The 18,299-nt window shown below is 70.6% G+C and carries 17 protein-coding genes; 12 read left to right on the top strand and 5 right to left on the bottom strand.

Annotated elements, in window-relative coordinates:
- The first annotated feature begins 76 nt into the window (after positions 1-76).
- The 3 genes from ACTJI1_RS05915 to sucB all read left to right on the top strand — a co-directional run bounded on the left by ACTJI1_RS05915 (position 77) and on the right by sucB (position 4,687).
- The gene (locus ACTJI1_RS05915; RefSeq protein WP_440741891.1) at positions 77-1,567 is read left to right on the top strand and encodes a leucyl aminopeptidase; all 1,491 of its coding nucleotides are present in this window, start codon (positions 77-79) and stop codon (positions 1,565-1,567) included.
- Positions 1,568-1,672: 105 nt separating this feature from the next.
- Positions 1,673-3,046, top strand: coding sequence for a dihydrolipoyl dehydrogenase (lpdA, locus tag ACTJI1_RS05910; RefSeq protein ID WP_310129731.1), 1,374 nt, complete (start codon positions 1,673-1,675; stop codon positions 3,044-3,046).
- Positions 3,047-3,124: 78 nt separating this feature from the next.
- A complete protein-coding gene (gene sucB / locus ACTJI1_RS05905; RefSeq protein ID WP_440741890.1) occupies positions 3,125-4,687 on the top strand; it encodes a 2-oxoglutarate dehydrogenase, E2 component, dihydrolipoamide succinyltransferase in 1,563 nt (520 codons plus the stop codon).
- 4 nt (positions 4,688-4,691) lie between these two features.
- Here the strand turns inward: sucB and ACTJI1_RS05900 are convergent, their stop codons facing one another.
- Positions 4,692-5,999: a hypothetical protein gene (locus tag ACTJI1_RS05900; RefSeq protein WP_440741889.1), complete on the bottom strand. Its 1,308-nt coding sequence runs from the start codon at positions 5,997-5,999 to the stop codon at positions 4,692-4,694.
- Between the two features lie 27 nt (positions 6,000-6,026).
- Here ACTJI1_RS05900 and ACTJI1_RS05895 point away from each other — a divergent pair, with 27 nt between their 5' ends.
- From ACTJI1_RS05895 to ACTJI1_RS05880, 4 genes are all read left to right on the top strand, one after another.
- Positions 6,027-6,200, top strand: a complete 174-nt coding sequence (locus ACTJI1_RS05895; protein ID WP_440741888.1) for a hypothetical protein — start codon at positions 6,027-6,029, stop codon at positions 6,198-6,200.
- Between the two features lie 226 nt (positions 6,201-6,426).
- A complete protein-coding gene (gene lipB / locus ACTJI1_RS05890) occupies positions 6,427-7,086 on the top strand; it encodes a lipoyl(octanoyl) transferase LipB (protein WP_310129737.1) in 660 nt (219 codons plus the stop codon).
- Entirely contained in the window at positions 7,083-8,072 is a 990-nt protein-coding gene (gene lipA / locus ACTJI1_RS05885; RefSeq protein ID WP_440741887.1) for a lipoyl synthase, read from the top strand. Before lipB ends, lipA begins: the two co-directional genes overlap by 4 nt.
- Before the next feature lie 62 nt (positions 8,073-8,134).
- Positions 8,135-8,830 (top strand): DUF4191 domain-containing protein, encoded by a 696-nt coding sequence (locus ACTJI1_RS05880; protein WP_310129740.1) that lies wholly within the window; start codon positions 8,135-8,137, stop codon positions 8,828-8,830.
- A gap of 118 nt (positions 8,831-8,948) precedes the next feature.
- On the opposite strand, the gene ACTJI1_RS05875 is transcribed toward ACTJI1_RS05880, so the two are convergent.
- The gene (locus ACTJI1_RS05875; RefSeq protein WP_440741886.1) at positions 8,949-9,371 is read right to left on the bottom strand and encodes an RDD family protein; all 423 of its coding nucleotides are present in this window, start codon (positions 9,369-9,371) and stop codon (positions 8,949-8,951) included.
- 172 nt (positions 9,372-9,543) lie between these two features.
- Here ACTJI1_RS05875 and glnA point away from each other — a divergent pair, with 172 nt between their 5' ends.
- The 3 genes from glnA to ACTJI1_RS05860 all read left to right on the top strand — a co-directional run bounded on the left by glnA (position 9,544) and on the right by ACTJI1_RS05860 (position 12,505).
- Positions 9,544-10,968, top strand: coding sequence for a type I glutamate--ammonia ligase (gene glnA, locus ACTJI1_RS05870; RefSeq protein WP_089910204.1), 1,425 nt, complete (start codon positions 9,544-9,546; stop codon positions 10,966-10,968).
- 547 nt (positions 10,969-11,515) lie between these two features.
- A complete protein-coding gene (locus tag ACTJI1_RS05865; RefSeq protein WP_440741885.1) occupies positions 11,516-11,959 on the top strand; it encodes a WhiB family transcriptional regulator in 444 nt (147 codons plus the stop codon).
- A gap of 9 nt (positions 11,960-11,968) precedes the next feature.
- Positions 11,969-12,505 carry a hypothetical protein gene (locus ACTJI1_RS05860; RefSeq protein ID WP_440741884.1) on the top strand — a complete coding sequence of 179 codons (537 nt, stop codon included), beginning with the start codon at positions 11,969-11,971 and terminating at the stop codon, positions 12,503-12,505.
- A gap of 235 nt (positions 12,506-12,740) precedes the next feature.
- Here ACTJI1_RS05860 and ACTJI1_RS05855 read toward each other — a convergent pair whose 3' ends face one another.
- Both ACTJI1_RS05855 and ACTJI1_RS05850 read right to left on the bottom strand, forming a co-directional pair.
- Positions 12,741-13,055 (bottom strand): HigA family addiction module antitoxin, encoded by a 315-nt coding sequence (locus ACTJI1_RS05855; RefSeq protein WP_440741883.1) that lies wholly within the window; start codon positions 13,053-13,055, stop codon positions 12,741-12,743.
- 5 nt (positions 13,056-13,060) lie between these two features.
- Positions 13,061-13,342 carry a type II toxin-antitoxin system RelE/ParE family toxin gene (locus tag ACTJI1_RS05850; RefSeq protein WP_440741882.1) on the bottom strand — a complete coding sequence of 94 codons (282 nt, stop codon included), beginning with the start codon at positions 13,340-13,342 and terminating at the stop codon, positions 13,061-13,063.
- Between the two features lie 149 nt (positions 13,343-13,491).
- Here ACTJI1_RS05850 and ACTJI1_RS05845 point away from each other — a divergent pair, with 149 nt between their 5' ends.
- Entirely contained in the window at positions 13,492-13,920 is a 429-nt protein-coding gene (locus tag ACTJI1_RS05845; RefSeq protein ID WP_440741881.1) for a YciI family protein, read from the top strand.
- A 37-nt stretch (positions 13,921-13,957) separates the two neighbouring features.
- Complete coding sequence (locus ACTJI1_RS05840) at positions 13,958-15,193, top strand: RNA polymerase sigma factor (protein ID WP_440741880.1); 1,236 nt, start codon at positions 13,958-13,960, stop codon at positions 15,191-15,193.
- A 77-nt stretch (positions 15,194-15,270) separates the two neighbouring features.
- Here ACTJI1_RS05840 and ACTJI1_RS05835 read toward each other — a convergent pair whose 3' ends face one another.
- Positions 15,271-18,297, bottom strand: a complete 3,027-nt coding sequence (locus ACTJI1_RS05835; protein ID WP_440741879.1) for a bifunctional [glutamine synthetase] adenylyltransferase/[glutamine synthetase]-adenylyl-L-tyrosine phosphorylase — start codon at positions 18,295-18,297, stop codon at positions 15,271-15,273.
- Positions 18,298-18,299 lie beyond the last annotated feature (2 nt).

Below are 18,299 nucleotides of genomic sequence, written 5' to 3'. Positions count from 1 at the left end.
CGGAGCCCGGCGCACGACCCCGGATGACGGCCCGTGGGGGAACGCCCACAGCGAACACCCGGGTTAGGGTCGAGTCATGACCGTTCCCGCCCTGACCGTGACCCTCTCCTCCACCCCCGCCACGTCCGCCGATGTCGTGGTCGTCGCCGCCCGTGCCGGGCGCGACAGCATCACCGTCCTCTCCGGCGAGCGCCGCGACGAGCTCGGGCGGCAGCTGAAGGAGATCGGGTTCTCCGGCGGCAAGGACGAGCTCGTGCGCCTGCCCGGGACGGGCGACGGACCCTCCGTCGCGGTCGTCGGCCTGCCGGAGGGCGGCGAGGACGCGCTGCGCTACGCCGCGGGCACCGCGGTCCGCCAGCTGGCGGGCACCTCCGCGGTCGCGCTCGACCTCCCGGCCGAGTCGGCGGCCGAAGCCGGCGCTGCCCTGGAGGGCGCGGCGCTCGGCGCGTACGCCTTCACCGAGTACCGCGAGAAGAGCCGCGGCGGGGCGAAGGACCCGGTGGCCGCGATCGAGCTGCTGGTCGCGGGATCCGACGTGGATGCGGACGCGCTCGTCGCGCGGGCGACCGCGGTGGCGGAGGCCGCCGCGCTCGTCAAGGATCTGGTCAACACTCCGCCGCTCGACCTCTACCCCGAGACCTTCGCCGAGCGCGCCTCGGCAGCGGCGTCCGGACTTCCCGTCGAGGTCACGGTCTGGGATGAGGAGCGGCTCGCTGCCGACGGCTTCGGCGGCATCCTCGGCGTCGGGCAGGGGTCGACGCGCGGCCCGCGACTGGTGAAGGTCGTGTACGCGCCGGAGGGCGCATCCCGTCACCTCGCCCTCGTCGGCAAGGGCATCACGTTCGACTCCGGCGGCCTCTCTCTCAAGCCGGCGACCGGGATGGTCGGCATGAAGTACGACATGACGGGCGCCGCCACGGTGCTCGCGGTCGCGCTCGCCGCCGCGCGGCTCGCGCTGCCGGTGAAGGTGACGGCATGGCTCTGCCTCGCCGAGAACATGCCGTCCGGCTCGGCCATCCGCCCGAACGACGTGCTGGGCATCCGCGGCGGCCGCACGGTGGAGGTGCTGAACACGGATGCGGAGGGCCGCCTGGTGCTCGCCGACGGCCTGGTCGCCGCCAGCGAGGAGCAGCCCGACGCGATCGTCGACGTCGCCACTCTGACCGGCGCCGCCATGGTCGCGCTCGGCACCCGCTACGCCGCACTGATGGGCTCCGACGACCTGGTGGACCAGGTGCTCGGGGCGGCGAAGCAGAGCGGCGAGCTGTTCTGGCCGATGCCGCTGCCCGGGGAGCTGCGAGCCACCATCAACTCCGACGTCGCCGACATCGCCAACGCGAACCCGGGCAACACCGCGGGCGGCGCGCTGCTGGCCGGCGTGTTCCTGCAGGAGTTCGTCGGCCGCACCGACGACGGCGACGACGCCCCGCGCATCCCCTGGGCGCACCTGGACATCGCCGGCCCGGCGAAGAGCCCGGCCGCCCCGTACGGCTTCACCGGCAAGGGACCGTCCGCCGTCAGCGTAAGGGCGCTCATCCGCCTGGCCGAGAGCTTTTCCGGGAAGTAGTAGGGTCGTATGGGCGGGAAAACCTGCCCATCAACACGCCCCCCGGAGCCATCCTCTCTGGGCGGCTTCGTGTCACATGATCCTGATGCGCGAGGGAGTTACTGGGTGTCCGAGCAGAACTTTGACATTGTGGTGCTCGGCGGTGGGAGTGGAGGCTACGCAGCAGCGCTGCGTGCGGCCGAGCTCGGTTTCACCGTCGGCATGATCGAGAAGGACAAGGTCGGCGGCACCTGCCTGCACCGCGGCTGCGTCCCGACGAAGGCGCTGCTCCACGCGGCCGAGATCGCCGACTACTCCCGTGAGTCGTCGAAGTACGGAATCGTCACCCAGCTGCAGGGCGTCGACATCAACGGCGTGACCGAGTACCGCCAGGGGATCGTCGCCAAGAAGTACAAGGGGCTGCAGGGTCTGGTGAAGGCTCGCGGCATCACCGTCATCGAGGGCGAGGGCCGCCTCACCTCCCCGACGACCGTCCAGGTCGGCGACGACACCATCGTCGGCAAGAACATCGTCCTCGCCACGGGCTCCTACTCGCGCTCGCTCCCCGGTCTCGAGATCGGCGGCCGCGTCATCACGAGCGAGCAGGCGCTCGAGCTCGACTTCGTGCCGCGCAAGGTCGCGGTGCTCGGCGGTGGCGTCATCGGCGTCGAGTTCGCCAGCGTCTGGAAGTCGTTCGGCTCCGACGTCACCATCATCGAGGCGCTCCCCCACCTGGTCCCCAACGAGGACGAGTCGATCAGCAAGTCGCTCGAGCGGGCGTTCCGCCGCCGCGGCATCGACTACCGTCTGGGCATCCGCTTCCAGGGCGTCACCCAGGACGAGAACGGCGTGGTCGTCACCCTCGAGAACGGCGACACCGTCGAGGCCGACCTCCTGCTCGTCGCCGTGGGCCGCGGCCCGCTGACCCAGGGCCTCGGGTTCGACGAGGTCGGCGTCACCATGGACCGCGGCTTCGTCATCACCGACGAGCGCCTGCACACGAACATCCCCGGCGTCTACGCCGTCGGCGACATCGTCCCCGGCCTGCAGCTCGCGCACCGCGGCTTCCAGCAGGGCATCTTCGTCGCCGAGGAGATCGCGGGCCTCAACCCGATCGTCGTCCCGGACGTCAACATCCCCAAGGTCACCTACTGCGACCCGGAGGTCGCGTCCATCGGTCTGACCGAGGCGAAGGCGGCCGAGAAGTACGGCGCGGACAGCATCAGCAGCTACGACTACAGCCTGGCCGGCAACGCCCGCAGCGAGATCATCGGCACCAACGGAAGCGTGAAGGTCGTCCGTCTGAACGACGGCCCCGTGCTCGGCGTGCACATGATCGGCGCCCGCGTCGGCGAGCTCATCGGCGAGGCGCAGCTGGCCGTGAACTGGGAGGCGTACCCGGAGGACATCGCTCCGCTGATCCACGCCCACCCCACGCAGAACGAGTCGCTCGGCGAGGCCTTCCTGTACCTCGCGGGCAAGCCGCTGCACACGCTGTAGGACCATCGGGCGGGTCCGCCGTGCGCGGACCCGCCTGCAATAAGCTACTGAACGATCAGGTTTGAAGGAGAGAAGCTCATGAGCGAATCCGTCAGCCTCCCGGCGCTCGGCGAGAGCGTCACGGAAGGCACGGTCACCCGCTGGCTGAAGAACGTTGGCGACCGTGTCGAGGTGGACGAGCCTCTGCTCGAAGTCTCGACCGACAAGGTCGACACCGAGATCCCGTCGCCGGTCGCCGGCGTCATCGAGGCGATCCTGGTGCAGGAGGACGAGACGGTCGAGGTGGGCACTGCGCTCGTGACGATCGGCGACGGTTCCGGCGCCGGTGCCGAGGCTCCGGCCGCGCCTGCCGCTGAGGCGGCGCCGGCTGAGGCCGCTCCGGCCGAGGCTGCGCCCGCCGAGGCCGCTCCGGCCGAGCAGGCTGCGCCGGCCCAGGAGGCCGCTCCCGCGCCCGCTGAGGCTGCGCCGGCCGCGGCCGCACCCGCTGCTCCGGCCCAGGAGGCGGCTCCCGCTGCTCCGGCTCCGACCCCCGCCCAGGAGGCCGCACCCGCACAGCCGCAGCAGGCCGCTCCCGCCGCTCCCGCCGCTCCGGCGCCGGCGGCCCCCGCCGCACCCGCTCAGGAGGCCGTACCGGCTCAGCAGGCTGCACCCGCTGCCCCGGCTCCCGCTGCCGCTCCGGCCCAGCAGGCTCCCGCCCAGGAGTCCGCTCCCGCCGCGCCGGCGTCGTCCGGTGCTCACGCGGGCAACGCGGGCTACGTGACCCCGATCGTGCGCAAGCTCGCGAACGAGCAGGGCGTCGACCTCTCGACCGTCACCGGCACCGGTGTCGGCGGTCGCATCCGCAAGGAGGACATCCTCCAGGCGGCGGCTCCCGCGGCGTCCTCTTCCGAGGCGCCCGCGGCCGCGCCGGCCCCCGAGGTCTCGCCGCTGCGCGGCACCACCCAGCCGATGTCGCGACTCCGCAAGGTCGTCGCGGAGCGCGCCGTGGTCTCGATGCAGTCGAGCGCTCAGCTCACCAGCGTCGTCGAGGTCGACGTGACCAAGGTCGCGGCGTTCCGCGACCGCGTGAAGGGCGACTTCCTCGCGAAGACCGGCGTAAAGCTCTCCTTCCTGCCGTTCTTCGCACTGGCCGCCGCCGAGGCGCTGAAGACGTACCCCGTCATCAACGCCACCGTCGACGGCGAGAACATCGTCTACCCGGACCACGAGAACATCTCCATCGCGGTCGACACCGAGCGCGGCCTCCTCACCCCGGTGGTGCGGAACGCCTCGGACCTCGACATCGCGAGCCTCGCCAAGGAGATCGCCGACCTAGCCCAGCGCACCCGCGACAACCGTCTGAAGCCAGACGAGCTCGCGGGCGGCACCTTCACGCTGACCAACACCGGTTCGCGCGGCGCCCTGTTCGACACCCCGCTGGTGTTCCTCCCGCAGGTCGCCATCCTGGGCACCGGCATCGTCACCAAGAAGCCGGTCGTCATCTCGGCCGACGGCACGGACTCGATCGCGATCCGCTCCACGGTGTACCTCGCCCTGTCGTACGACCACCGCATCGTCGACGGCGCGGACGCCGCCCGCTTCCTGGTCGCCGTCAAGAACCGCCTCGAGGACGGCAACTTCGAGGGCAACCTCGGGATCTGACCCGTCACGGGAACACCGCCCGTAGCCGCCAACCGGCCTCGCCCCTCACCAGCAGGAGCGAGGCCGGTTCGCTTTTCGGCGTCCGCGCGCGATCCGGCGCCACGCCGACGAGAGCGGCATCCCCCCAGCGCTCCACCAGTTCCACGCGGGCCCCGGCGTAGTCGCGGGCTGAGGCGGCAGCCGTCCGGCCGGCTTCGAGCGCCGTGAGTTCGTGCTCCAGCAGCGCCGCACCGGCCTCGACCACGGCCGCGAGGCAATCACGACCGGTGCCGCCGGCGAAGCACGCATGCCGCCGGTCGAGGATCGCCTGCGCGGCGACGACCGGGTCCTCTGCATCCAGACGTGCCGTGGTCACGGCAGCCGTCGGCTCGGGCGACACGGCTGTCGCCGACGGCCGCGCCGTCGGCTCGGGCGACGACACGGCGGTCGCCGACGGTCGCGCCGTCGGCTCGGGCGACGATACGGCTGTCGTCGACGGCCGCGCCGTCGGCGACGACGTGGCCGGCCATCGGGATGCCGACGCGGACGCTGTCGAGTGCACGGATGCCGGCGACCCGGCGGCCGATGCGCTCCCTGCTGACGTCGACGGCACCAGGACGATGACAGCGACGGCGAGAGCGACCGGGACGAGCGCACTCGCCACGAGGGCCGGTCGCCTGCGGGCCCACGAGCCGAGCCAGCGCGTCAGAACGCGGACCGGTTCCCCGTCGAGCGCCGCCATCGCGGCCGCGGCTGTCTTCGCCAGCCCGCGGCCGCGCTCACGGCGCGGTATCTGGCGTCCGGCCGGGAGTGCGCCGACCACACCGCTCGGCGCGCCGGACCCCGTCCCCGCCGTCACCGCCACCTCCGTCCCTGCGACTCCGCGGCTGCTGCGCCGCACCGGCTCCGGCGACGCCACCGCCAGAACGGCCGCCTCGACGGCCGACCACCGCCCCTGACGCAACCCGGCCTCGACCGCCGCGAGCAGCCGCATCCCGGACCCGTCGGTCACCCGCAGGCACAGCCGACGCGCCCAGTTATGGAACGCCCCCGCATCCGCGACGGCCGCCTCGGCCTCCAGCGGGCGGACGCGGTCCAGCCCGTCGAGCGCCGGGCGTCCGTCGTCCGCGAGGACGACGGACGCGTCGTCGAGCTGCGGCGCCGCCCATCCCGCGCGATGGAGCGCTTCGACGCCGGCCGCCGCGCCGAGGATCACGGTCGCCGCCTCCCCCGATCGCACACTGGTCGCCCGCGCCAGAACCACGTCGACTCCCCCGCCTCCGGCGTGCTCGAGGAGCACCGCATCCACCTCTCGGCCGCGTATGCGGAGCACGGGGACTTCTGTGACCACACCGAGGACATGCTCGCTCGCGACGGCCCGGCGGACGTCCACATCGCGACCAGCGACGCCCGGCCGGCGCTCCCGCACACGGAGCAGGCACCGGCCCGGCAGTCCGCCTCCGGACACGACGACACGCGCTTCCGGCGGGGGTCCTTCGCGGGGCGGCGGGTCGGCGTCGGGCGGCTCGACTGACCATCCCTCTCGGCGCGCGAGGGCGACCGCGATGGCGCGGAGCTCGTCCGCGGAGGCGGGCAGGGAACGGGAGGACGGGGCGATCGGTGTCACGAGACCATCCCAACGGATCCGTGACCCCCGAGTCCCGGCCCGGTGCGGATCGGTGGACAACTCGCCGCAACGCCAGCCTGTGTACGAACCTGACGTTGCGAACGGGCGGACCGCGCGCGCATAGACTGACGACGTGACCACGTATGACGTCACGGGGCTAAGCGCCAACTCCGTGCCGTATCTCGAGGCCCTTCAGCAGCAGCGTGCCCTGCACGCGGCTGTCGTCGCAGGCCGGGCGCCCGATACCGTCATCCTCCTCGAGCACGCCCCCGTGTACACCGCGGGCAAGCGGACCGCTCCGGACGAACGCCCGACCGACGGGACCCCCGTCGTCGACGTCGACCGCGGCGGCAAGATCACCTGGCACGGGCCGGGACAGCTCGTGGGGTACCCGATCCTCCGCCTCCACGACCCCATCGACGTCGTCGGCTACGTCCGGGCGCTCGAGCGCGTCCTCATCGACGTGCTCGCCCGCCTCGACGTCACCGGTGTTCAGGTCGAGGGCCGCTCCGGCGTCTGGATGCTCCCGGAGCACAATCCCGGGGCCACCCGCGAGGAGAAGATCGCCGCCATCGGCATCCGCGTCGCCGAAGGCGTTACGATGCACGGCTTCGCGCTCAACTGCTCGAACAGCCTGGACGCCTACGACCGGATCGTCGCCTGCGGCATCCGCGACGCGGGAGTAACCACGATCTCGCGCGTGCTCGGTCGCACCGTCACGCCGCAGGACGTCGCGCCGCTCGTCATGGACGCCTTCGACCTGGAGTTCACCGCAGCGGAGGCCGTCGCGTGAGCGCCCTCCCCGAGGGGCGCCGGATGCTGCGCCTCGAGGTCCGCAACGCCCAGACGCCGATCGAGCGCAAGCCCGAGTGGATCAAGACCAAGGCGAAGATGGGGCCGGAGTACCGCCAACTGCAGAACCTGGTGAAGTCCGAGGAGCTGCACACCGTCTGCCAGGAGGCGGGCTGTCCCAACATCTACGAGTGCTGGGAGGACCGGGAGGCGACGTTCCTCATCGGCGGTTCGCAGTGCACGCGCCGATGCGACTTCTGCCAGATCGACACCGGCAAGCCCGCCGAGTTCGACCGGGACGAGCCGCGCCGCGTCGGCGAGTCCGTGCAGCGGATGGGTCTGCGGTACGCCACCGTCACCGGTGTCGCCCGCGACGACCTGGAGGACGAGGGCTCGTGGCTGTACGCGGAGACGATCCGCGAGATCCACCGCCAGTCCCCCGGAACCGGTGTCGAGATCCTGGTGCCCGACTTCTCCGGCAACCCGCAGCACCTCGGCGAGGTGTTCTCGGCGCGCCCGGAGGTGTTCGCGCACAACGTGGAGACCGTCCCGCGCATCTTCAAGCGCATCCGTCCCGCCTTCCGCTACGAGCGCTCGCTGGACGTGCTCACGCAGGGGCGTGCGGCCGGGCTGATCACGAAGTCGAACCTCATCCTCGGGATGGGCGAGGAGCGGCACGAGATCAGCACCGCGCTGCGCGACCTCCACGACGCGGGGACCGACATCATCACGATCACGCAGTACCTGCGACCCAGTCCCCGTCACCTCCCGGTGGCACGCTGGGTGCACCCGGACGAGTTCGTGGAGCTCAAGCAGGAGGCGGAGGAGATCGGCTTCCTCGGCGTGCTGGCCGGCCCGCTGGTGCGGTCGTCGTACCGGGCGGGACGGCTGTGGGCCCAGTCCATGCAGGCGAAGGGACGGCCGGTGCCGGACGAGCTGCGGCACCTCGCGGACGCCACGCTCGGCTTCGCGCAGGCGGTCTCCTGAGAGCCCTCTCCTCGCAGCGAACGGGTCATCTGGAACGCCGCCGAGCCGGTATCCTTGGAGCTATGGCAAAGGACAAGTCCACCAAGGAGCCCGGCCGTCTGAAGCAGATGTGGCAGGTGTTCCAGATGACCCGCCGGTACGACGACCGCGCGGTCCTCTACATCCTCCTCGGGGCTGTCCTGCCGATCATCGCGGGCGTGCTCCTGGCGGTGTTCCTCTCCGGCGGCAACGTCTTCACGATGATCCTGTGGATCGTCGCGGGCGTGCTCGCCGGCGTCCTGATCGCGCTCATCATCCTGGGTCGCCGTGCCGAGCGGGCGGCGTACTCGCAGATCGAGGGCCAGCCGGGCGCCGTGGGCGCCGTGCTGCGCTCCTCGCTGAAGCGCAGCTGGCGCGGATCCGAGATGCCGGTCGCGGTCAACGGGAAGACGCAGGATGCGGTGTACCGGGCGACCGGCCGCGGCGGCGTCGTGCTCATCAGCGAGGGACCGGCCACCCGCACCAAGCGCATGGTCGACGAGGAGCGCCGCAAGGTGAACCGCGTCCTCCCCAACGTCCCGGTCACGATCATCACCGTCGGACCGGACGCCGACTCGGTGCCGCTGCACAAGGTGCCGCGCACCCTGGCGAAGATCAAGCCGACCCTCACCAAGGCCGAGGTCCTGGCGATCAGCAACCGGCTCCAGTCGATGGAGAACCAGATGCCGATCCCGAAGGGCATCGACCCGATGAAGGTCCGCGCGCAGCGCGCCCGCTGACCCGGTCGGCCCCCACCGTCGAGTACACGAAAAGTGCACGGATTCCTCGCGTATCCGTGCACTTTTCGTGTACTCGATGGGGGCCACTCAGTGCGGGGGCGGCTCCGCGGCTACGCGGCTACGCGCGGATGAGGACAGTTCCGGCGACCTTGTCGTGGAAGCCACGCTGGTCGGAGTCCCAGACGAGGGCGGGGATCGCCAGACAGAGCAGGATCGTGCGCACCACCGGCCGCCACACGCCGACCCAGCCTCCGCGGAGGGCGACGACCCGCATCCCGAACACCCGGTGGCCGATGCTGCCGCCGATCGTCGGGATGAAGATGACCTGCAGTAGGGCGAACAGGCCGATCGTCGCCCACGAGTCGTAGCGGAAGAAGGCGAACGACAGGAACGATGCGATGGCCCAGTCGACCGCGATCGCGCCGATGCGACGGCCGACGCGGCCGACCGACCGCGGGCCCGACTCGGGGAGGCCGAGCCGCTCCCCCGGGTAACGGCTGGGGGCGACGTCGCCGGGGCGGCTGGCGGAGTTCTGCGGCACCGGCTGAGTCTATCGAGCCGCGCGGAGCGCATCCTGAGCAGATACAGGCCCGGGGTACCCGTAACATGCCCGAAACATTTGCGTCACCCCGGGGAAACGGCCTCCCCCTAGCGTGGACGAGTGGGCTGCACGCGCAGTCCGGTCACCCGCAAAGCCATTGGGAGTCGTCTGCATGTTCCGTGATTCTTCCGAGGTGCTCAAGTTCATCAAGGACACCGACGTCAAGTTCCTTGATATCCGCTTCACCGACCTTCCCGGTGTGCAGCAGCACTTCAACATCCCCGCCGCTACCGTCGACGAGGAGTTCTTCTCCGTCGGCCAGCTCTTCGACGGCTCCTCGATCCGAGGCTTCGCGTCGATCCACGAGTCCGACATGCAGCTCATCCCGGACGTCTCCACCGCCTACATCGATCCGTTCCGTGCCGAGCGCACGCTGATCATGGTGTTCGACATCTACAACCCGCGCAACGGCGAGATCTACGCGAAGGACCCGCGCCAGGTCGCCAAGAAGGCGGAGAAGTACCTCGCCTCCACCGGCATCGCCGACACCGCGTACTTCGCGCCGGAGGCCGAGTTCTACATCTTCGACGACGTCCGCTACGAGGTGAAGCAGAACTCGAGCTTCTACTCCGTGGACTCGGAGGAGGGCGCCTGGAACTCCGGCCGCGTCGAAGAGGGCGGCAACCTGGGCAACAAGACCCCGTACAAGGGCGGCTACTTCCCGGTCAGCCCGGTCGACAAGCAGGCCGACCTGCGCGACGACATCTCGCTGAAGCTGATCGAGGCCGGACTCATCCTCGAGCGCGCGCACCACGAGGTGGGCACCGGCGGCCAGGCCGAGATCAACTACCGCTTCGACACGATGGTGCACGCGGCGGATGACATCCTCAAGTTCAAGTACATCGTGAAGAACACGGCGAACGAGTGGGGCAAGACGGCCACGTTCATGCCGAAGCCGCTGTTCGGCGACAACGGCTCGGGCATGCACACGCACCAGTCGCTGTGGAACGACGGCAAGCCGCTGTTCTACGACGAGGCCGGCTACGGCGGCCTGTCGGACATCGCACGCTGGTACATCGGCGGCCTGCTCAAGCACGCCCCGGCCGTCCTCGCCTTCACCAACCCGACGGTGAACTCGTTCCACCGCCTGGTCCCCGGCTTCGAGGCCCCGGTCAACTTGGTCTACTCGGCCGGCAACCGCTCGGCGTCGATCCGCATCCCGATCACGGGCTCCAACCCGAAGGCGAAGCGCATCGAGTTCCGCGCGCCCGACGCCTCCGGCAACCCGTACCTCGCCTTCGCCGCGCAGCTGATGGCGGGCCTCGACGGCATCAAGAACCGCATCGAGCCGCACGAGCCGGTCGACAAGGACCTCTACGAGCTCCCGCCGGAGGAGGCGCGCAACATCCCGCAGGTGCCGGCGTCGCTGGGCGAGGCCCTCGACGCGCTCGAGGCCGACCACGACTTCCTCACCGCGGGCGGCGTGTTCACCCCGGAGCTCATCGAGACGTGGATCGAGTACAAGCGCGAGAAGGAGATCAAGCCGCTCGCGCAGCGCCCGCACCCGTTCGAGTACGAGCTGTACTACGGCGTCTGACCTGAATCCCAGTAGTTCATTGGGCTGACGCCTCGTTAGTCCGCAACGAGTCCGCACGAGTTGTAGGACGGTCCGCGAAAGCGGCTGAAACCGCAGCTCGTGCGGACTCGTCTTCGTCCGGCCACAGATGCCGCAGGTGTCGAGCGTGGTCTTCGCGGACGCGTGCCTGAGGCGCGCCTGAACCGTCTTGATGTCAAGGCCTGGCGGCATGTGAAGGAACGACCGGGTGGCCTGGGCAGATAGGTGAGGCGGGCGTCGATGAGGCGGTGCTGCCGCTGACGGACGCGAACCTTTCCGCAATCTGCGCCGCGGCAGGAGGCACGGGTGGTGGTGGCGGGACGACCGTGAATCTCACTGTGGACGTGAATGGTGCAGTGCTCGAGAACCCGTCAAAGCTCGGGAAGGTCGCGTTCGACGCGCTGGTCGACGCGTACCGGCAGGGCGCAATTCCCCGAAACTCTTTCGTCATCCCCTGGGGCCGTACACACTTCGGGGTTCACGCCGTGTCGAATGGCATTGTCCCTGTTCCGCCCTACGCTGTGGCCCGATGGAGTGGATGAGCGTAGCTGCGTGCACCGACACAGACCCCGACGTGTTCTTCCCTGAAGGGCTAGAGACGACCAGGGACGTGCGTTGGATATGTAAGTCGTGTCCGGTGCGCGAACAGTGCCTCGAGTTCGCCCTCTCGTCAGGGATCGAGCATGGCGTGTGGGGTGGACTCGCGCAGACGGAGTTGCAACGTCGGAAGCGGCAGAACGCTGGCAACGACTACGGCGTCGAGCACCGGCTGTTGTCGATTGACGACGCGGCCGCGCGCGCGAGGGTTAGCCGGCGCACGATCGAGCGGTGGATACGTCACGGGTTGAGCGTGACGTGGGACGGCTACAAGCGGTTCGTGTTCGAGGACGAACTGCTGATGGCGAAGCGCGAGCACATCCAGGCGAAGCGCGAGCACACGTGGAGCGCGACCCATCAGCCGCTCGCAAGCTAGGCTCCGGTCATGACCGACTGTCAGGTGTGGGCGCGAATCATCGGCACGGGGTTGCAGCTGTTGGGTCTGGTGCTGACCGGCGTCGGCCTGTCGAACACGTATCGCGAGTTCCGAAGGCACAACCCGGATTCATTCGCGGCGAAGATCACACGCACCGTGACTGAAAGCGTTGAGCGGGTCCGTGATGCTCTGGTTCGCGGTGAGAAGCCACCGAAGCCGCGGTACACCGACTCGGAGATCGGGTCGGTCTCCGTCACGCTGCGCGACCCATTGGAAGATGAGATTAACGTCGATCCGAATCTCGAAGTCGCGGAGCAAGTGCGAGCTCTTACTGAGTTGGCTCAGGAGCACCGAGCAGCGCTCGTCGACCTTGAAACGGAGCGACGCAAAGTTGCGGTCGCTCTGGAACAAGTCGTGAAGGACGTGCAGAAGGTGGCCGCCGACGCACAGGAGAGCGTTCGCAGGCTGGCCCTCGGTGGTCTACCGCTCGCCGTAGTGGGTCTGGGCGCGACCTTCGTGGGAACGCTGGTTGCTGCGTTCAGCTGACTACCTGAGTCCGCAGCCAGTCCGCAGGAGTGCCGATTCAGGGCACCTCTCCCCTATGACGCGCAACGGCCAGATCCGCGGAGTCTCGCGGGAAGTCAATGTGAGACAAGGTCGCGCAAACACCATCGGAGAGTACGAGCTGTACTACGGCGTCTGAGCCGAGCGCTCACGAAGCACGAGAGGGCCGCATTCCGCACGGGGTGCGGCCCTCTCGCCGTTTGGTCGTACCGAGTGATCACACGGCGACGAGCGGGCGGATCTCGTCGAACTCGGCGGCGTGGGCCGCCAGTGCGCGCTCCAGGTCGTAGTGCGCCTGCAGGTTGAGCCAGAACTCCGCGGTGGTGCCGAAGGCGCGTGCCAGCCGCAACGCGGTGTCGGGCGAGATGGCCCTCTTGCCTGCGACGATGTCGCCGATCCGCTGGGCCGGGACATGGAGCGCCTTCGCCAGCGCGTACTTGGTCAGGCCGAGGGGCACCATGAACTCCTCGTACAGCACTTCGCCCGGTGTGATGAAGTCGGCCATCGGATCCTCCCCTGCTCGTTCGTCCATCGCTCTCAGTGGTAGTCGACGATCTCGACGGCCTCAGGGCCGCCGCTCGTCCACCGGAAGCAGATGCGGTATTGGTCGTTGATGCGGATGCTGTACTGGCCGGCGCGGTCGCCGCTCAGCTTCTCGAGCCGGTTTCCCGGCGGGACCCGACAGTCGTTGAGATCGGCCGCCGCGTTCAGCATGGCGAGCTTGCGGCGGGCGATTCGGCGGACATCCGGGCCGAACCGTTTCACCGGAAGACCGAACCACACCTCCTCCGTGAAACGATCGGCGAAGGAGTGGAGCATGCTCGATAGTAACGCGGGGCGTTAATAACGTCAAGCGTGATGTCGATTACTCGCGAAAGTTTTCGCACCCCTGTCGACCTTTCCCTCCCCCGTTCGACACGATGGTAGGAGGGTGCGTCCGAAGCACCCCGGACGTGAGGGAGACTCCCATGAAGTACATGCTGATCATGCGCTCGAACGACGCCGCCAAGGAGGCCTACCAGGAGATGGACTTCAACGAGGTCATCACCCGGATGGGTCAGTACAACGAGCAGCTGATCGCGGCCGGCGTGCTGCTGGCGGGCGACGGGCTCGCGGACGACGTCGCCGAGACCGGGTTCGTGGTCGACTTCTCGTCGAATCCTCCCGCCATCACCGACGGCCCCTACGGGGAGACGCACGAGCTGTTCAACGGCTTCTGGATCCTCGAAGTCAGCTCGAAGGAGGAGGCCGCCGAGTGGGCGAGCCGGTGCCCGCTGGGCCCGGGGTCGAAGCTGGAGGTGCGGCGCGTGACCGACGAGAGCGACTTCGCCGCCTACGCCGACAACGAGTACCTGCAGAAGGAGGCCGAATGGCGGGAGGCCGCCAAGAAGGCGTGAGCCGTCGGCGCGGAGGGCAGGACGGATTCAGCGGACCATGAACGACATCCCGGCGAGGGTCGACGCCGTCTGGCGCATCGACGGGGCGCGCGTCGTCGCGACCCTGGCGAAGGCGACCGGCGACGTCGGCCTCGCCGAGGATCTCGCCCAGGAGGCGCTGGTGGAGGCGCTGAAGCAGTGGCCGAGGGACGGCGTGCCCGCGAACCCGGGCGGCTGGCTGACCGCGGTCGCGAAGCGCCGGGCGATCGACCACTGGCGCCGCCGCGAACGGCTCGACGACCGGTACCGGGCGATGGCGTCCGCGCTGGAGGAGACCGTCGAGGATGCCTGGGAGCCGATCGACGACGACGTGCTGCGGCTGGTCTTCACGGCCTGCCATCCTGCACTCTCCCGGGAGGGGCAGGTCGCGCTGACCCTGCGAATCGTCGCGGGCCTCAGCACGGCGGAGATCGCGCGGATGTACTTCGTCCCGGTCGCGACGGTGCAGCAGCGCATCGTGCGGGCCAAGAAGACCATCCAGGCGGCGCGCATCCCGTTCGCCGCTCCCGAGCCGGCCGAGTGGAAGGAGCGGCTCGCCGGGGTGCTCAGCGTCGTGTACCTCGTCTTCACCGAGGGGTACGCCGCGACGTCTGGGCGCGAGTGGATGCGCGCGGACCTCGCGAACGAAGCGCTCCGGCTCGGCCGGATGGTCGCCGCGCTGCTCCCCCGCGAGCCCGAGGCGCACGCACTGGTCGCGCTGATGGAGTTCCAGGCCGCGCGGTTCCCCGCGCGCACCCGGCCGGACGGGTCGCCGGTGCTGCTCACCGAGCAGGACCGCACGCGCTGGGACCGCTCGCAGATCCAGCGCGGACGGGCGGCGCTCGCGCAGGCCGACGCGCTCGGTCGGGGGCGCGGGCCGTACGCGCTGCAGGCGGCGATCGCCGAAGTACACGCGCTCGCGCCGAGCGCGGAGCGCACGGACTGGGACCGGATCGTGCTGCTCTACGAAGCGCTCGGACGCATCGCGCCGAGCCCCGTCGTCGAACTCAACCGCGCGGCGGCGGTCTCCATGGCGACGGGGCCCGCGAACGCCCTGCTCATCGCCGACGAGCTCGCCGCACGCGGTGCGCTCAGCGGCTCGCACCTGCTGCCGAGCGTCCGCGGTGAGCTGCTCGCCCAGCTCGGACGCACAGAGGAGGCGGTGGCCGAGCTCACCACGGCCGCCCGCCTCGCCGGGAACGAGCGCGAACGACAGGTGCTGCTCGACAAGGCCGACCGGCTCCGCCACGGTTGACGCGGCCGGGGTTCGGCACGGCGCGACCGAGGACCGCGCTAGCCGGCCGCGCTAGCCGGCCGGGCTAGCCGGCCCCGCTACGCAGTGGTCGCCGGCCGCTGAGGCAGCCCGTAGAACGCGCGCTCGAACACCGCGCGCGCACGCCGCGTCACCGCCAGGTAGTCCTCCTCCAGCCGGCTGGCCGACCCCGGCGGGTACTCCAGCAGCCGCGCGACCCCGTCGAGCGCGACGCGGTCGGCCGGCAGCACGTCGGCGGTCTTGTTCGTCCAGAGGGTCATGGCCGAGCGGGTGCGGGAGGCGAAGACCCAGGCGTCCCGGAGCCGTGCGGCGTCCTCCTCGGACACGAAACCGTGCGCGGTCGCCGCGGCCAGCGCATCCAGCGTCGACGGTGTCCGCAGGTCGGGGACGGCGGCGGCGTGCTGCAGCTGGATGAGCTGGACGAACCACTCCACGTCGCTCAGCGAGCCGCGGCCCAGCTTCAAGTGCCGCGACGGGTCGGCGCCCTGCGGCAGCCGCTCGTTCTCGACGCGCGCCTTGATGCGCTTCACCTCGCGCACCTCCTGCTCGCCGATGGCGGACGGATAGCGCACCTCGTCCGCGAGCTGCTCGAAGTCCGCGAGCAGCGCGGCATCCCCGGCGACGCCCCGCGCGCGCAGCAGCGCCTGCGCCTCCCAGGTCAGCGACCAGCGGCGGTAGTAGGCGCGGTACGACTCGAGCGAGCGGACGGGCGGACCGTTCTTGCCCTCCGGCCGCAGGCCGATGTCGAGGTCGAGCGGGAGGCGGTTGTCCTCCGTGAGCCGGTTCAGCTCGGAGACGATGGCGAGCGCGCTCCGGTTCGCGGCCTCCTGCTCCGCGGCGAGTGGACGGAACACGTACATGACGTCGGCGTCGGAGCCGAAGCCGAGCTCGCGTCCACCGAACCGGCCCATCCCGATGACGGCGAACTCCAGCTGATCGGCGTCGTCGCGGGAGGCGCGGATCGCCTGGAGCACGCCGGCGATCGTGTTCTCGGTGACGTCGCTGAGGCCGTGGGCGAGCTCCTCGATGGTGGCGAAGCCGAGGATGCCGGAGACGGCCAGCCGCAGGATCTCGCGTCGGCGCATGGCGCGCAGGGCGACCGCGGCGGTGTCGACCGACTCGTGCCGCGCCAGGATCGCGGCCGTCTCCTCGCGGAGCAGCGCCGCGGGCCGTGGGCGCAGCTCGTCCTCGGACTCCAGCCAGGCGACCGACTCGGGGATGCTGCCGAGCAGTTCCCCGGCGAACCGTGATCCCGCCAGGATGCGCGTGAGTCGCTCGGCCGCGCCGGTGGAGTCGCGCAGCATCCGGAGGTACCAGTGCGTGCTGCCGAGTTCTTCGCTGAGCCGGCGGAAGGTGAGGAGTCCGTAGTCGGGGTCCGGACCGGCGGCGAACCACTGCAGCATCACCGGGAGCAGATGCCGCTGGATGGTCGCCCGCCGCGACACGCCGGACGTGAGCGCGGCGATGTGCGCGAGTGCGCCGCGCGGGTCGCGGAAGCCGATGGCCGCGAGCCGGGCCTCCGCCTGGGCGCTCGTGAGGCCTGCTCCCCCGGCCAGGCGCGCGTCGTCGGCCGGCGTGGCCGCGACGGCGCTGAGCAGCGGCCGGTAGAACAGTCGCTCGTGCAGCCCGCGCACGCGGTGCTTGATCGCGTTCCAGGTGACGAGCAGCTGGTCGGCGTTGGGGGCGAGACCCGTCGCACGGGCCAGGATGCGCACATCCGCCTCGTCGCGCGGCATGAGGTGCGTGCGGGTCAGCCTCCGCAGCTGGAGCCGGTGCTCCATGAGGCGCAGCGCGCGATAGTCCTGCGAGAACATCGCCGACTCCTCGCGCCCGATGTAGCCCTGGGCCGCCAGCGCGTCGAGCGCGGAGAGCGTGTCGCGCTGCCGCACCTGGTCGTCGGTCTGGCCGTGGACGAGCTGCAGCAGCTGGACGGTGAACTCGACGTCGCGCAGGCCGCCCGGCCCGAGCTTCAGCTGGTAGTGCACCTCGTCGTCGGGGATGTGGTCGGTGACGCGCTCGCGCATCCGCTGCACCGACTCGACGAAGTTCTCGCGGGAGGCGCTGCTCCACACCTTCGGCGCCAACGCCTCGACGTAGCGGTCGCCGAGGGACCGGTCGCCGGCGAGCGGCCGCGCCTTCAGCAGAGCCTGGAACTCCCAGCCCTTCGCCCAGCGGTCGTAGTAGGCGATGTGGGAGTCGAGGGTGCGGACGAGCGCGCCGTCCTTGCCTTCGGGCCGCAAGTTCGGATCGACCTCCCACAGCCCCGGCTCGATGGCCGGCTCGTGGATGCCGCGCATGGTGAGCATCGCGAGCCGCGTCGCGATGTCGACGGCCCGGCCCGGCTCCAGCCCGGCGTCCTCGACGCCCTCGGTGACGAAGATGACGTCGACGTCGCTGAGGTAGTTGAGCTCCCGCGCTCCCGCTTTGCCCATCCCGATGACGGCGAGCGGGGTGGCGCGCACCTGGTCTTCCAGGAAGCGGCCGGGTCCGGTGCCGGAGGCCATCCGGCGGGCGACGGCGAGCGACGCCTCCAGCGCCGCGGCCGCCAGGTCGCTGAGCGCCGCGGCGACCTGGTCGAAGCCCGCCACCGGGTCGTCCTGCGCGAGATCGAAGCTCGCCAGCTGCACGAGCCGGCGGCGGTAGCGGATGCGGAGGGCCGTCCACGCGCTCTCGTCGTCGGTGGCCGCGACGCCGTCCACCGCACCGACCGCGTCGAGGAGGTCGTCGCGGACCTCGTCCGCGGTCGGAAGGGCGTCGATGGGATGCGCGAGCGCGGTCAGCTCCGCCGGCTGCCGCAGGAAGAACTCCGCGACGCCCTCCGACGCGCCGATGACCCGGAACAGCCGGCGTGCATCCACCTCCGAGCGCAGCACAGCGGCCGCCTGCTCGGGGGCCTGGCGCAGCAGCCGCAGGGCGGCGGCGAGCGCGGTATCCGGGTCGGCGGCGACCGAGATCGCCGCGAGCAGCGACTCCCCGTCGAGGCCGGTCTGCTCCGCGAGCTGGTCCAGCTCGTCGCGGACCGAGCTCAACCCCACGAACCCGGCGCGCGCCAGGGAGGTGAGGGAGAGCTGCTGCTGCCGCGTCACGA

The organism is Leifsonia sp. 22587 (genome assembly GCF_052044215.1).
Lineage (GTDB): Bacteria > Actinomycetota > Actinomycetes > Actinomycetales > Microbacteriaceae > Leifsonia > Leifsonia shinshuensis_C.
The sequence above is the reverse complement of the archived record's forward strand: the minus strand, read 5'-3'. Positions and strand labels throughout refer to the sequence as shown.

Bases quoted from the DNA above. Each gene is read 5' to 3' on its own strand.
- ACTJI1_RS05840 (WP_440741880.1), top strand. From the start codon at position 13,958: ATGAACGACATCCCGGCGAGGGTCGACGCCGTCTGGCGCATCGACGGG.
- ACTJI1_RS05915 (WP_440741891.1), top strand. From the start codon at position 77: ATGACCGTTCCCGCCCTGACCGTGACCCTCTCCTCCACCCCCGCCACG.
- ACTJI1_RS05895 (WP_440741888.1), top strand. From the start codon at position 6,027: ATGCTCGCTCGCGACGGCCCGGCGGACGTCCACATCGCGACCAGCGAC.
- glnA (WP_089910204.1), top strand. From the start codon at position 9,544: ATGTTCCGTGATTCTTCCGAGGTGCTCAAGTTCATCAAGGACACCGAC.
- ACTJI1_RS05855 (WP_440741883.1), bottom strand. From the start codon at position 13,055: ATGGACGAACGAGCAGGGGAGGATCCGATGGCCGACTTCATCACACCG.
- ACTJI1_RS05880 (WP_310129740.1), top strand. From the start codon at position 8,135: ATGGCAAAGGACAAGTCCACCAAGGAGCCCGGCCGTCTGAAGCAGATG.
- sucB (WP_440741890.1), top strand. From the start codon at position 3,125: ATGAGCGAATCCGTCAGCCTCCCGGCGCTCGGCGAGAGCGTCACGGAA.
- ACTJI1_RS05860 (WP_440741884.1), top strand. From the start codon at position 11,969: ATGACCGACTGTCAGGTGTGGGCGCGAATCATCGGCACGGGGTTGCAG.
- ACTJI1_RS05845 (WP_440741881.1), top strand. From the start codon at position 13,492: ATGAAGTACATGCTGATCATGCGCTCGAACGACGCCGCCAAGGAGGCC.
- ACTJI1_RS05865 (WP_440741885.1), top strand. From the start codon at position 11,516: ATGGAGTGGATGAGCGTAGCTGCGTGCACCGACACAGACCCCGACGTG.
- ACTJI1_RS05850 (WP_440741882.1), bottom strand. From the start codon at position 13,342: ATGCTCCACTCCTTCGCCGATCGTTTCACGGAGGAGGTGTGGTTCGGT.